The following is a 14,103-nucleotide window of genomic DNA, read 5'->3' as shown; positions in this document are numbered from 1 at the left end:
AATCAGTATGTGATTTATATTTTTCGATAAAATTTTCTTTTAAGAAAATTAAATAGCGTATAAAATAAATTTACATTTTTTAAAACATGCATCAGAGGAGAAGCTATGCACAGTAAAAAAGTATCCAACCGGGTATTGCTCGCCAGCTTGGTCGGCAGCTCAATCGAATGGTTCGACTATTTCCTTTATGGCACGGTAGCGGCATTGGTATTCAATCAATTGTTTTTCCCTGCCGAAGACCCTGCTGTCGGCACGATGTTGGCATTTGCTTCATTTGCCTTGTCGTTTTTCATCCGCCCGTTCGGCGGCATTATCTTCAGTCATATCGGCGATAAAATCGGCCGTAAGAAAACGCTGGTACTCACCCTGTCTCTAATGGGCGGTGCGACTGTACTGATGGGGCTTCTGCCTACTTACCAAGCCATCGGTATTGCTGCGCCGATTTTGATGGTTACGCTGCGTTTGGTGCAAGGCTTGGGCATTGGCGGTGAATGGGGTGGAGCTATGTTGTTGGCGGTCGAATACGCACCCGATAACAAACGCGGCTTTTTCGGCAGCGTACCGCAAATGGGGGTTACCATCGGTATGCTGTTGGCTACCTTGGCGCTTACCGTGATGAGTATGCTGCCCGACGAAGCATTTTTGTCATGGGGCTGGCGCGTGCCGTTTGTGTTGAGCGCGGTATTGGTATTTGTCGGTCTGTGGATTCGCAAAGGCATTGATGAAACGCCTTCCTTCAAGAAAAACCAAGAGAGTGGCAATGTAGTAGCCGTGCCTTTGTTTGAAACACTCAAACATCACAAACGTGAAGTATTAATTGCCGTGGGTGCGAAATTCGTTGAAACCGCTCCCTTTTATATCATGTCTACCTTCATTGTTTACTATGCGACAACAGAGCTGGACTTCAGCCGTACTCAGGTGCTTAATGCCGTTACCATTGCTACCATCATCACGACTATCCTGATTCCGATGATGGGTGCGCTTTCCGATAAAATCGGTCGTAAAACCGTGTATATCGGTGGTGTTCTGCTGATGATGTTGTACGCCTTCCCTTATTTTTGGTTGCTGCAAAGCCAATCGTTTTTCATGCTGGTATTGGCAACTGTAATCGGCTTGGGCATTATCTGGGCCCCTACTACCGCAGTATTGGGTACGATGTTTTCTGAAATTTTCAAAAGCAATGTACGATATACCGGTATTACGCTGGGTTATCAAATCGGTGCGGCCTTGGCAGGTGGTACAGCACCGTTGGTTGCTACATTCTTGCTTAAAGAGTTTGACCATTCTTACGTGCCGATTGCCTGTTATATCATCTTTACCGGCGTGGTATCGTTGTTGGCCATTGTTGCGGTAAGTGAAGCGGCAGGTAAAAAACTGGATCATTAACTATCTGTCGAACCGGTAAACAAAGGCCGTCTGAAAGTTTCAGACGGCCTTTACTCTATAATCAACGGTTATATTTTTTAGATAAACTGCATACGGATCTAAGCGAACGAAGTATGCGAAGATACCCACAATACCAAAGCATCTTCCGAGCCCGCCACACAAGCATGTCCCATACCGCTATCGAAATAGCAGGAATCGCCTTGGCTCAGCATTGTCGGACGGTAAAAATCGGTATGGAGTGTTACTTCGCCCTCCAACACATAAATAAATTCTTCCCCTTCGTGTTGCAGCAAGGTAGGAAATTCATGCACGTTTCTGGCCTTGATACGCGTTAACAGCGGCACAAATTGTTTATTGCTCAATTCCGCACATAATGGCCGGTAGTCGTATTGGTCGGTACTGTGTATCCGCCCGCTACCGGCACGGCTAACCGTCAAGCGCCCGTTTGGCATAGCGGCAGTCTCTTCATGAAATAGTTCTGCAACATGGATATTCAAACCGCGCGCCAAAGAAGCGATTTTTTCATAAGTAGGCGACAACTGCCCCTTTTCAATCTTGGAAAGAGCCGATACGGAAATATGGCTTTTTTCACTCAACTGCTGCAAAGTCAACCCGGCTTGCTTACGCAAAGTATGTAAACGGTTGGCCAAAAAATTATTACTTTGTTCGTGCGTGCTTCCTGCTTGTTCTTGGTTTTTCATAATAAATTTGGAATATCGGCGATAAGGAGGAATCAATTTTTATTGATATGCGGTTTATAAAAGCACACCGAGCAAGTTAGCCAGTTATATGCGCGGCGGGCTGAATCTAGCGCATTTTATCACAACCCCTGTTTTGCACTTAAGCATCTATAAAAATTCCACTATACGAAAATATACAATATGATAAGATAACGATTATTCCCTACTATCTCACAATCATTCAGGAATCCGATATGCAGATTTTCGACTACCAAAGCACCGGCGAACGCATGCCCTATCCCGAATTAATCGAAGCCATCCACGCAGTTTTCAACGAAGGCTGTACCGTACCGCGCCGCCACATACACGCTATCGACAGTGATGATACTGCTGCCACCCTGCTATTGATGCCTGCTTGGCAAAAAAACAAATATCTGGGGATTAAACACGTTACCATTTACCCGGATAACAGTGCCAAATTCCAATTGCCCGGCCTACATTCCACCTACACGTTGTTTGACGCTCGAAACGGTGTACCCGTTGCCGTAATGGACGGCAACCAAATCACCTGCCGCCGCACTGCTGCCGCTTCGGCATTGGCCGCCAAATATTTGGCACGCGAAGATGCTTCCCGTTTACTGATTGTCGGAGCCGGTAATGTTGCCCGTGAAATTGCTCCGGCATATGCGGAAGTGCGCCGTCTGGAAAAAATTCTTATTTGGAACATCTATCCCAAACAGGCAGAACAGCTTGCCGAAACGCTACGGCAGCAAGGCTTCAATGCCGAGGCCGTAACAAATTTGCAAAGTGCAGTGCAAAGCAGTGATATCGTCAGCTGCGCTACCTTATCTACCGCCCCTCTGGTTCTGCGTGAATGGGTCCGTCCCGGCACACACATTGATTTAATTGGCAGTTTCAAGCCTGATATGCGCGAAACGGATGATGCCATGTTTGCCGACACCTCAGTATTTGTCGATACGGACGAGGCTCTCGATAAAGCCGGAGATTTGCTTTCGCCTATGGCCGCCGGCATTTTCAAACGAGAACAAGTATGCGCCGATTTGGAAAGCCTCTGCCAAGGCAAACATCCCGGGCGCAGCCGCGAGGAGGAGATTACCGTATATAAAGCGGTCGGCACAGCTGCCGAAGATCTGGCTGCCGCGGTTTTAGTTTATACACGCGATGAGAACCAATAAGCATACAACCTGGTAACTATATTTTCAGACGGCCTGCTTGCCCGAACAGGCCGCTTCTGATATATAAGCTTGTTTAGCACAATATGGCTTACAAAAACTATTTTTAAAACAATATACCTACATAGCATGACAGCTATGCGGAACATTGACTTGGAACAAAAGAAAACACGGCAAAACAAGCTGCCTTCCAAGTAAAATAGCCATCCTGTACCCACAAAAGCCGGTTTTATAAACCAGCCGTGCTTTTCCACTGTTATTAAAAGGATTACACCTAAATGTTCGCCTTTTCTCACTCTCAATCAGAATTACGCAATGCCATCACTGCCGCTTACCGCCGCGATGAAGCCGAAGCCGTTGCAGATATGCTCAACCAAGCGCAAATGACCTCGCTGGAGCGCGAGGCCGCCGCCAAACTGGCTCGCCGCCTAGTTACCCAAGTGCGTGAAAACCGCAGCAAAGCCAGCGGCGTTGATGCCCTCATGCACGAATTTTCACTTTCCAGCGAAGAAGGCGTTGCCTTAATGTGTTTGGCAGAAGCCCTGCTGCGCATTCCCGATACCGCCACCCGTAACAAACTGATTCAAGACAAACTCTCCGGCGGCGACTGGAAAAGCCATCTGAACAACAGTCCGTCGTTGTTTGTCAATGCAGCCGCCTGGGGCTTGTTGATTACCGGCAAACTCACCTCTGCGAACACCAAACAGCAAAATCTCGGTTCTGCACTAACCCGCGTTGTCAGCAAAGGCGGCGAACCCCTCATCCGCAAAGGCGTCGATTACGCCATGCGCCTTTTGGGCAAACAATTCGTTACAGGACAAACCATTGAAGAAGCGCTGAAAAACAGCAAAGAGCGCGAGAAAATGGGCTACCGCTTCTCATTTGATATGCTCGGCGAAGCCGCTATGACCCAAGCAGATGCTGACCGCTACTACCAAGACTATGTTGACGCCATCCATGCCATCGGCAAAGATGCCGCAGGAGCCGGCGTATACGAGGGCAACGGTATTTCAGTCAAACTCTCGGCCATTCACCCCCGTTATGTACGCGCCCAGCATGAGCGTGTGATGAACGAATTATTGCCGCGCCTAAAACAATTATTCCTATTGGCCAAACAATACGATATCGGCCTGAATATTGATGCCGAAGAAGCCAACCGCCTTGAATTATCACTTGATTTGATGGAAGCTCTGGTGTCCGATCCCGATTTGGCCGGCTTTCACGGTATCGGCTTTGTCGTACAGGCTTATCAAAAACGCTGCCCCTTTGTCATCGATTATCTGATCGACCTAGCCCGCCGCAATAACCAAAAACTCATGATCCGTTTGGTTAAAGGCGCATATTGGGACAGTGAAATCAAATGGGCGCAGGTTGACGGCTTAGACGGCTATCCGGTTTACACCCGTAAAGTACATACGGATGTTTCTTATCTCGCCTGTGCGCGCAAACTTCTGGCGGCACAAGATGCCATATTCCCCCAATTCGCTACCCATAACGCCTATACCCTTGCTGCCATTTACCAAATGGGAGAAGGCAAAGACTTCGAACACCAATGCCTGCACGGTATGGGCGAAACCCTGTACGACCAAGTTGTCGGCCCGCAAAACCTAGGCCGCCGCTGCCGTATCTATGCGCCCGTAGGCACACACGAAACCCTATTGGCCTACTTAGTACGCCGCCTGCTAGAAAACGGTGCAAACTCATCATTCGTTAACCAAATCGTCGATGAAAAAGTCAGCATAGACGACTTGGTAAAATGCCCGCTTGATACCGCCGAACAAACCGCAGGCCGTATGCATGCCGCACTGCCGCTGCCCCGACATCTATACGGCATAAGCCGTCTGAACGCTGCCGGTGTCGATTTAAGTAACGAGTTTGTTTTACAAGCGATTGAGCGCGAAATGAATGAAGCGGCAGCCCAACTGATCGAGGCTGTTTCCATTACCGCCGTACCGGTAGAAAGCCAACCCGCCCATCCGGTGCTCAATCCGGCCGACCATAATGACACGGTAGGCAGTGCGGCCTTTATTCAGACGGCCTCTATCAGCGACGTTATCGCTGCCGCCAATACCGCCGAAACCACATGGTCAGCCAAAACAGCAACCGAGCGCGCAGAATGCCTACGCCGCTTTGCCGACTTGCTTGAAGCACACACACCACAGCTCATGATGCTGGCAGTGCGCGAAGCCGGAAAAACCTTGCAAAACGCCATTGCAGAAGTGCGCGAAGCCATCGACTTCTGCCGCTACTATGCCGAGGAGGCAGAACAAACCCTGCGCAACGAACGCGCACTCGGTACCATTGTTGCCATCAGCCCGTGGAACTTCCCGCTGGCCATCTTTACCGGCGAAGTAGTAGCCGCTTTGGCCGCAGGGAATACGGTAGTCGCCAAACCTGCCGAACAAACCAGCCTGATTGCCTATTACGCCGTACGGCTGATGCACGAAGCCGGTATCCCTAAAGATGCCCTACAACTGGTATTGGGTGCAGGCGAGGCCGGAGCCGCATTGACACAAGACTCACGTATCAACGGTGTGATTTTTACAGGTTCTACCGAAGTGGCCAAGCTCATTAACCGCACTTTGGCAAACCGTGCGGATACACCCGTATTAATCGCCGAAACCGGCGGCCAAAACGCCATGATCGTCGACAGTACCGCCTTAGCCGAACAAGTATGCGGCGATGTCATCAATTCCGCATTCGACAGTGCCGGCCAGCGTTGCTCCGCACTCCGTATCCTCTGTTTGCAAGAAGACATTGCCGATCACATGCTGACTATGATTAAAGGCGCCATGAACGAATTACGCGTCGGCAATCCTATCAAGCTGCATACCGATATCGGCCCGGTGATTGATGCAGAAGCACAGCATAATCTGCTCACCCACATTGAAAAGATGAAAAAAGCCGCCAAGGCTTATCATCAAACCGCCCTGCCCGAAGGTGCCGAAAACGCTACTTTCGTAGCCCCGGTTTTATTTGAGCTGAACAACCTCAACGAGCTGCAACGCGAAGTATTCGGCCCCGTATTGCATGTCGTACGCTACCGCGCAGAAGAGCTTGACCAGCTGATCGACCAAATCAATGCCAAAGGCTATGCCCTAACTCACGGCATCCACAGCCGTATCGACAGCACTATCGAGCATATCGCCGAACGCATCGAAGCAGGCAATATCTATGTGAACCGCAATATTGTCGGCGCAGTAGTAGGCGTGCAACCCTTCGGCGGCCACGGTCTATCAGGTACCGGACCAAAAGCAGGCGGCCCTTTCTACCTGCAACGCCTTACCGCAGCCGAATATTGGAAGTCTCCGACACTCAACCGTATTGGAAAAGCGGATGAAAAAGCTCTGGCCGAATTGGAAAGCCAAATGCACCAAATGGGTTTCGACCAAGAAACCAAATTGCGCTTGGCCGCCGAATTGGGCAAATGCCGCGTTAATACTTTACGCGGAGCCAAATCCGTATTAACCGGGCCTACCGGAGAAAACAACGTGCTAACCTGGAAAGCACCGAAAAAAGTATGGCTCTACGGCGGCACACTGGAAAGCGCTTACGCCGCGCTTATCCACTTGGGCGCAGCCAATATCAAGGCATCGGTGTTACCCGCCCATCCATTGGCCATCTGGCAAGAGCATTTAGGCAATCATTTGGAAGTATCGGCCTATCCGGAACAAACCGGCATCAGCCATATCGTCGCACTTGAAAGCTTACCCGTTGAAATCAAACGCGCCCTGGCCGAAACCGACGGAGCACTGATCCGTATCGCCAATGCTCAAGCCGGCGTGGATACGTTGCAGCTTTTCGAAGAAATCAGCCGTAGTACCAATACCACCGCAGCGGGTGGCAATGCCAGCCTGATGACGATGTCTGAGGTATAAAAAATCCACAACAAAAAGCCGCCCGGAATTACCGGGCGGCTTTTTATATTTTGTGCCATTTTAACTTCAAAGTAACTTTTGATGATTACAACTTTGGTTCAATCATGATAATTTTCAGACGGCCTGATTTTACAATTCTACTTGCCAACTACCTTATTTGAAATTTATTTAATATTTGAATAATGCCTTATTCATAAAATATAAATTTATAAAATATAAAAAAGCGCGCTTACCCAAAACATCAATCACAATGAAGAGTTTGCCAATATCTAATAAAATTTTCCCAAACTTAAGCAGGCCACATATGAAAAATAGCCTAGTTATCAAACTAGGCTATTTTTAAATTTTTTGGTGCCGGCACCAAGAGTCGAACTCGGGACCTTCTGATTACAAGTCAGCTGCTCTACCAACTGAGCTATACCGGCTAAAGAAGCACGCATTATGCCTATTTTTTTTAACATTGGCAAGCGATATCGGTAAAAAATTTTACAAATTAAATATAATATCATGTTTTTTATCTGAATTATTTTTCAGATTAAGCTATACAAAGTATAAATCCAGTTACCTTTTCTGATAAAAATCTGTCTGCAAAGCTGATTTGTATTAAAATAAACGTCTTTATATCCATCGCTTTCATCTATGGCACAACATCCCTACCGCCGCCTTAGGGCACAGAAATTCGAATTGCCCGAAGTAGGTATTTCCGAAGAAGGCAACATCCGCTCGCTGCATTTAGGCAGCGCCACAATTCAAAGCTCTATGAATCTGGATTACCCTGCCGAATTGGTATTGTCTTACAGTCGTGCCATGATGGCTTGGCTACTGTTTACCGAAAAGGAACCCGAACATATTACCCAAATCGGCTTGGGCGGTGGTTCGTTTGCACGCTGGATTGATGCTTATCTGCCGCATACCAAACAAACCGCTGTAGATATTAATCCGCAAGTTATCAGTGTCGCGCGCAGTTTGTTCGAATTGCCGTTTGAAGGAGAGCAATTTGAAATCGTTGAGGCAGATGGAGCCGAATATATTAAAACCGTACGCGGCGGTACTGATGTGATTTTAGTAGACGGCTTTGACGGTGAACAAATTATCGATGCACTGGTAAGCGAAACTTTTTTTGCCGACTGCCGCCGCGCTTTATCGGCGGACGGTATATTCGTAACCAACTGGTGGAGCGGCGACAAACGCTACCAACGGTTTGTCGAAAGCCTGCTTGACGTCTTCGAAGGTCGTGTGTTGGAATTGCCTGCAGAAAGCCACGGGAATATGGCGGTTTTTGCTTTTCAAAGCGCTCCGCGCGAACAAAATTTCGACAATCTGAAAAAACGTGCCGAGAAATTGAGCGAAAAATACAATTTGGATTTCAAGCGTATGCTTTCAGCCATAAAATCACATAATGTGAACAACGGTAAAAATTTATTTTTATAAACTTTTCAGACGGCACCCACAGGATATCTCATGAGCTATTTCGAACGACATTTATTTATCTGCACCAATGCCCGCCACGATAACTGCAAACAAAGCTGTAACGATAACGGCGAAGGTGATGCAGCAGTTGATTTTTTAAAAGGCCGCGCCAAACAGCAAGGCTTAATCGGCCCGGGCAAACTGCGTATCAGCAGCACGGGCTGCCTCGGGCGCTGCGAATCCGGCCCGGCTATGGTCATTTATCCTGAAGGCCGCTGGTATACCTATGTTGATGAAGAAGATCTGCAAGACATTCTTTCCCAAGATTTGGCACAAGGCAAAGCTGTCGAGCGTTTATTGATTGATCCGCCGGCATCCGAATAAATACCGCATTCTGCTCCCCTCTAACCCAAATTCAGACGGCCTCCCTATTAACGAAACATTATGCTAAAAGCCCCTACTCCTATTATGATTCCCGGTCCGGCAGGTTTGCTGGAAACCATTTATATTCCCGCCCAAGGTAATGCTTGCGGTGTGGCGGTTATCAACCATCCCAATCCCCGCCAAGGCGGAACCAATACCAACAAAGTAATACAAACCGCTGCCAAAGCACTCAGTCAATTGGGCTTCCATTGTTACCTGCCTAATTTGCGCGGAGTGGGCAACAGCGATGGCACACATGATTACGGCCAAGGTGAAACTGAAGACTGTATTGCTGTAATCGATTATGCCCGTACCCAACATCCTGATGCGCCCAAATTTGTACTTGGCGGTTTTTCATTTGGCGGTTATGTCTCACTTTTCGCCTCTCAAACACGAACGCCCCATTTACTAGTGTTAATGGGACCTGCCGTCGGTATGTATGAACGGAGCGAACCAGCTTCTCCCGTACCTGCGCAAACCTTGTTGATTCACGGCGAAACCGATGATGTCGTTCCCCTGAATAATGCGCTGAAATGGGCCGCTGTCCAAGACATTCCTGTTATAACCGTACCCCAAGCCTCTCATTTCTTCCACGGCAAACTAATTGCACTGCGCGATACGATTACCCGTTTAGCTCCTGCTTTTTTATAAACACCGTGTTGTCCTATCAACCAATCCGAATTTGTATTCTTCATGCCCCCAATTCAAGCAAACCTGCTTGATGACAGCTGATAAACAGTGCCGTCTGAAAATTTCAGACGGCACTGTTTACTTTTCAAATAACACCCAACCAATATAAGAAGAGTAAATTCATATGCCCTTACCAATGCAGAGATTTTCCCAATAAAAAATTTTATTATTCAATCAACATTTAAAAATCTATTCTAATGATATTGAACTATTTTAAAAACAATTACCTGTAGGTATTCTAAAACAAAAAGGCCGTCTGAAAATTTCAGACGGCCTTTTCATTCTATTGTTAAAAATTTACTTCAATACGCGGATACCCACTGAATCGCGCACTTGTGCCAAAAGCTCACGCGCCTCTGCACGTGCTTTTTCAGCACCTGCCAACAAAATTTCTTCGATTTTGGCAGGATTGGCGGTCAACTCGTGATAGCGCTCACGCTTGTCGGCTAATTCTTCGTTCAGCTTCGCACCCAATATTTTTTTGGCTTCTCCCCAAGCTAAACCCTCGGCAAGAGAAGCGGCAAAAGCAGCGGTTTCCTCTTCGGTAGCAAAAGCTTTGTAGATTTCAAATAAAGGGCTTTCATCCGTACCTTTGGGCTCTCCCGGCTCTTTCAAATTGGTTACGATTTTATTCACGGCTTTTTGCAATTTTTTCTCGGTTTCAAAAAGCGGAATAGTATTACCGTAGCTTTTACTCATTTTCCGGCCGTCCAAGCCTACCAAAGTTTGAACGTTTTCTTCGATTTTGGCTTCGGGCAATACAAATAAATCACGGTAAAGATGATTAAAACGTCCTGCAATATCACGTGCCATTTCAACATGTTGGATTTGGTCGCGACCTACCGGCACATCATGTGCGCGGAACATCAGAATATCGGCACTCATCAACATCGGATAGCAAAACAAACCCATATCGACCGCTGCATCGGGATCATTACCCTCTTCTTCGTTGGCCTGAACAGCCGCTTTGTAAGCGTGTGCGCGATTCATCAAGCCTTTGGCCGTGATACAGGTGAGGATCCAGTTTAATTCCATAATTTCGGGAATGTCAGACTGGCGGTAAAAAGTCGTCCGCTCAGGATCCAAGCCGCAAGCCAACCAAGTAGCGGCAACAGCCTGCGTAGATTGATGAATCATTTCGGGATCACGGCATTTGATCAGGCCATGGTAATCGGCTAAGAATAAGAAAGATTCGGTATTCTCTTCTTGGCTGGCCCGAATGGCGGGGCGGATTGCGCCGACATAATTGCCCAAATGTGGAATACCTGTGGTAGTAACACCCGTCAATACGCGTTTAGTCATGATTATTTTCCGATTGGCAGCCGTCTGAAAAGCCGGCTCTTAAAGTCTTTGATTATAGCAAAATCATCACTGCTATGCGAAATACCACTATTTAAGCCTACATTTTAGATACACATATGTTTGATAACATACTAGAACAGTGTGTGATACAAAACTTACATATCTACCCTATCCGCCAACCATAACGTTATAAAGTCACATTGGCCAATTTTTTCGGCTTTGGAAAAACCTTTATGATTTTTAATTTGAATCAACAACCTGCTTAGGCAATACTGATATTGTCTTGTAAAAGATTGCTTATTTCGAATGAAGCAACAATCCTACCGCAAGACAGCTACGATCAAACGGTTATTGCATCTGTTTCATTCAACCGGTTTCCAATATTTTTTGATAAGGAGTAACGATATGAAAGCAGCAGTTGTCAATCAAGCCTGTAACGGCGTAGAAGTAGTAGAAAAAGACATTCCCCAAGTAGGCTCCGGCCAGGCTTTGGTTGAGGTGGAGTATTGTGGTGTATGCCATACCGACCTTCATGTGGCAGCCGGCGATTACGGCAAACAACCCGGTCGCGTATTAGGTCATGAAGGCATAGGCATCGTTAAGGAAATCGCGCCTGATGTGACCAGTTTAAAAGTGGGCGACCGTGTCAGCATCGCCTGGCTTTACCAAAGCTGCGGGCATTGCGAATATTGCAACAGCGGGCGTGAAACCTTATGCCGTACCGTAAAAAATGCCGGCTATACCGTAGACGGCGGCATGGCTGAATATTGTGTCGTTGAAGCAGATTATGCGGTTAAAGTGCCGGATAATCTCGATCCGGCTCAAGCCAGCTCGATTACCTGTGCGGGTGTGACCACTTACAAAGCCACCAAAGTAGCAGGTGTACGTCCCGGTCAATGGATTGCCATGTATGGTGCAGGTGGTTTGGGCAACTTGGCCGTTCAATACGCCGCTAAAGTATTCGGTGCGCGCGTGATTGCCGTTGATATTAATGACGACAAACTGCAATTAGCCAAAGAAGTAGGCGCTGAAGTAGTCATCAACAGCGCTAAAGAAGATGTCGTCGCCCGTATCAAAGAAATTACCGACGGCGGTAGTCATTGCGCTGTCGTTACGGCGGTATCCAAAGTGGCCTTCAATAACGCGGTAGACAGCGTTCGCGCAGGTGGCCGTGTGGTTGCGGTCGGTCTGCCGGTGGAAACTATGGATTTGTCTATCCCGCGCACGGTTTTGGACGGCATCGAAGTTGTCGGTTCCTTAGTCGGCACACGCCAAGACTTGGCGGAAGCCTTCGACTTCGGCGCCCGCGGCTTGGTCGTGCCAGTGGTGCAGACTCGCGCATTGGATGAAGTAGGCGACATTTTCCAAGAAATGCACGATGGTAAAATCCAAGGCCGTATGGTGTTGGATATGAAAAAATGCTGTAAACACTAATTTATCATTTAGATAAAAAACATGCCGTCTGAAAGTTTCAGACGGCATGTTTTTATAGTGTGCACTTACGAGGCAGGTTGGGTCTGCTCAAGCTCCAATGCTGCGGCTAACAATGAAAGCCTTGCCAATACACCGTAAACATAAAGTCGGTTGCATTCGCAATCAAGATCGCCGTTGGTTTGCGGTACGCCCAAGCTGTCCCATTGGGCAAATACCCGTTTGCAGCGTTCCTCCCCTCCGCTTTCGTCGCCCGCTACCGGAATATTTTGCTCTAAAGGCACAAACAGCATACCCGAAGCATTGAGGTTTTCATCCGTGCCGCGGCCTTCGTGTACACGGAAAAAACCACCCACAACAAAACGGTCTACCATATAAACCACCGGTTCGGAAACCGCGCCGTTTAGGGTTTCGTAAGTATAAATACCCTCTTGAACGATAACCTCGCTAACTTCTAGGCCCTCTTTCACTTTGGCCATTTTATTGCGGTTTTTACGGTTGAGCCCGCGAATTTCGTCTGCCGATTTCACGCTCATCACACCCATACCATAAGTGCCGGCATCCGCTTTTACAATCACGAAGGGCTTATCGGTAATACCTTTTTCATCGTATTTGGCCTGAATCTTTGCCAGCATTCTCTCCACCGCATCGGCCAGTGCGTCTTCACCCTCACGGTCTTGGAAATTCAAACCGCTGATTTGTTCGAAATACGGGTTAATCTGCCACTCGTCAATGCCGATTAATTCGGCAAATTCTGCCGCCACTTCATTATAGGCGGCAAAATGCGCCGTTTTCCGACGCGAAGTCCAGCCACCGTGCAACGGGGGCAGCACTTTTTGGCTCAAGCCATTCAGAATTTCCGGTACACCTGCGGACAAATCATTATTCAACAACACCAAACAAGGTGAAAAGCCGTCTGCCAAATGAACACGGTTGCGCGTATATTGCAAAGGTTCCAACAAAACCTTATCGCCTAAGGCTGTGGTTAATTCGGTAGGTTCCGTAATTTCAGGATTCAAACTGCCCAAGCGGACCTCAAAACCTGCCGAACGCAAAATATTGCTCAATGCATACACGTTTTGCAGGTAAAACGTATTACGCGTATGGTTCTCAGGCACAATCAAAATCGATTTGGCCGTTTCGCAAGCACGCTCTACCGCACTCTGTGCAGCCAAAGCCGCCAGCGGCACTACTGCCGGGTTGAGATTATTAAAACCGCCGGGAAACAGATTCATATCGATAGAAGCCATTTTGTATCCGGCATTACGGATATCAACCGAACCGTAAAATGGTGGCGTATGCTCACTCCACTTTTGGCGGAACCATGCCTCGATTTTGGTTTGGTTGGCCAAAATAACAGCCTCGAAAGCTTTCAGCCGAGGCAGATATTGTTCAGACATAACGGGAAGCGACATTGGTTTTCCTTAATAAAATCAGCCTTTCAGACGGCCTAAACCTTAAATACCGAAATTCGGCACCCTATACGGCAAGTCAGCAGAATCCTTTGCTTAGGGTAACCCGTCAGGCAAAAGACAACTGTATTGTCCGTCGCATTATAGCAAGTTACCCTGTATAAATGGATATGACAATAAATAGTTCGTATGCCTTTCAGACGGCCTTGCAAATAAAATGACATTTGATAAGAACAACCATGAGGGGAACAGCCCCTTCTTCTAGCTGATATATGAATCAAATATAAAAAGCAAAGCC

General features: G+C 47.6%; 10 protein-coding genes and 1 tRNA gene. 7 read left to right on the top strand and 4 right to left on the bottom strand.

Going from position 1 to position 14,103, the window contains the following annotated elements; all coding sequences use genetic code 11:
• Positions 1 to 105: 105 nt before the first annotated feature.
• Positions 106 to 1,386: an MFS transporter gene (locus ACEPPX_RS05075; protein ID WP_416623188.1), complete on the top strand. Its 1,281-nt coding sequence runs from the start codon at positions 106 to 108 to the stop codon at positions 1,384 to 1,386.
• 98 nt (positions 1,387 to 1,484) lie between these two features.
• Here the strand turns inward: ACEPPX_RS05075 and ACEPPX_RS05070 are convergent, their stop codons facing one another.
• The gene (locus ACEPPX_RS05070; protein WP_416623187.1) at positions 1,485 to 2,087 is read right to left on the bottom strand and encodes a helix-turn-helix domain-containing protein; all 603 of its coding nucleotides are present in this window, start codon (positions 2,085 to 2,087) and stop codon (positions 1,485 to 1,487) included.
• 233 nt (positions 2,088 to 2,320) lie between these two features.
• Between ACEPPX_RS05070 and ACEPPX_RS05065 the strand changes: the two genes are divergently transcribed.
• Both ACEPPX_RS05065 and putA read left to right on the top strand, forming a co-directional pair.
• Positions 2,321 to 3,262: an ornithine cyclodeaminase family protein gene (locus tag ACEPPX_RS05065; protein WP_416623186.1), complete on the top strand. Its 942-nt coding sequence runs from the start codon at positions 2,321 to 2,323 to the stop codon at positions 3,260 to 3,262.
• A 275-nt stretch (positions 3,263 to 3,537) separates the two neighbouring features.
• A complete protein-coding gene (gene putA / locus ACEPPX_RS05060; protein WP_416623185.1) occupies positions 3,538 to 7,137 on the top strand; it encodes a bifunctional proline dehydrogenase/L-glutamate gamma-semialdehyde dehydrogenase PutA in 3,600 nt (1,199 codons plus the stop codon).
• A 349-nt stretch (positions 7,138 to 7,486) separates the two neighbouring features.
• Here putA and ACEPPX_RS05055 read toward each other — a convergent pair.
• A tRNA-Thr gene (locus tag ACEPPX_RS05055) sits at positions 7,487 to 7,562 on the bottom strand.
• A gap of 214 nt (positions 7,563 to 7,776) precedes the next feature.
• Between ACEPPX_RS05055 and ACEPPX_RS05050 the strand changes: the two genes are divergently transcribed.
• The 3 genes from ACEPPX_RS05050 to ACEPPX_RS05040 are packed head-to-tail and all read left to right on the top strand — an operon-like array spanning position 7,777 to position 9,621.
• Entirely contained in the window at positions 7,777 to 8,568 is a 792-nt protein-coding gene (locus ACEPPX_RS05050) for a polyamine aminopropyltransferase (protein ID WP_416623184.1), read from the top strand.
• A gap of 30 nt (positions 8,569 to 8,598) precedes the next feature.
• Positions 8,599 to 8,931 carry a (2Fe-2S) ferredoxin domain-containing protein gene (locus ACEPPX_RS05045; RefSeq protein ID WP_047760523.1) on the top strand — a complete coding sequence of 111 codons (333 nt, stop codon included), beginning with the start codon at positions 8,599 to 8,601 and terminating at the stop codon, positions 8,929 to 8,931.
• Between the two features lie 60 nt (positions 8,932 to 8,991).
• Positions 8,992 to 9,621, top strand: coding sequence for an alpha/beta hydrolase (locus ACEPPX_RS05040; protein ID WP_416623183.1), 630 nt, complete (start codon positions 8,992 to 8,994; stop codon positions 9,619 to 9,621).
• Positions 9,622 to 9,957: 336 nt separating this feature from the next.
• Here ACEPPX_RS05040 and trpS read toward each other — a convergent pair whose 3' ends face one another.
• A complete protein-coding gene (trpS, locus tag ACEPPX_RS05035; RefSeq protein WP_416623262.1) occupies positions 9,958 to 10,965 on the bottom strand; it encodes a tryptophan--tRNA ligase in 1,008 nt (335 codons plus the stop codon).
• 402 nt (positions 10,966 to 11,367) lie between these two features.
• Here trpS and adhP point away from each other — a divergent pair, with 402 nt between their 5' ends.
• Positions 11,368 to 12,396, top strand: a complete 1,029-nt coding sequence (gene adhP, locus ACEPPX_RS05030) for an alcohol dehydrogenase AdhP (protein ID WP_416623182.1) — start codon at positions 11,368 to 11,370, stop codon at positions 12,394 to 12,396.
• Between the two features lie 65 nt (positions 12,397 to 12,461).
• On the opposite strand, the gene gshA is transcribed toward adhP, so the two are convergent.
• On the bottom strand, positions 12,462 to 13,808 hold the full coding sequence (gene gshA / locus ACEPPX_RS05025; protein WP_416623181.1) for a glutamate--cysteine ligase: 1,347 nt from the start codon (positions 13,806 to 13,808) through the stop codon (positions 12,462 to 12,464).
• Between the last annotated feature and the right edge of the window lie 295 nt (positions 13,809 to 14,103).

The organism is Neisseria sp. S1 (genome assembly GCF_048060015.1).
Lineage (GTDB): Bacteria > Pseudomonadota > Gammaproteobacteria > Burkholderiales > Neisseriaceae > Neisseria > Neisseria arctica.
The sequence above is the reverse complement of the archived record's forward strand: the minus strand, read 5'-3'. Positions and strand labels throughout refer to the sequence as shown.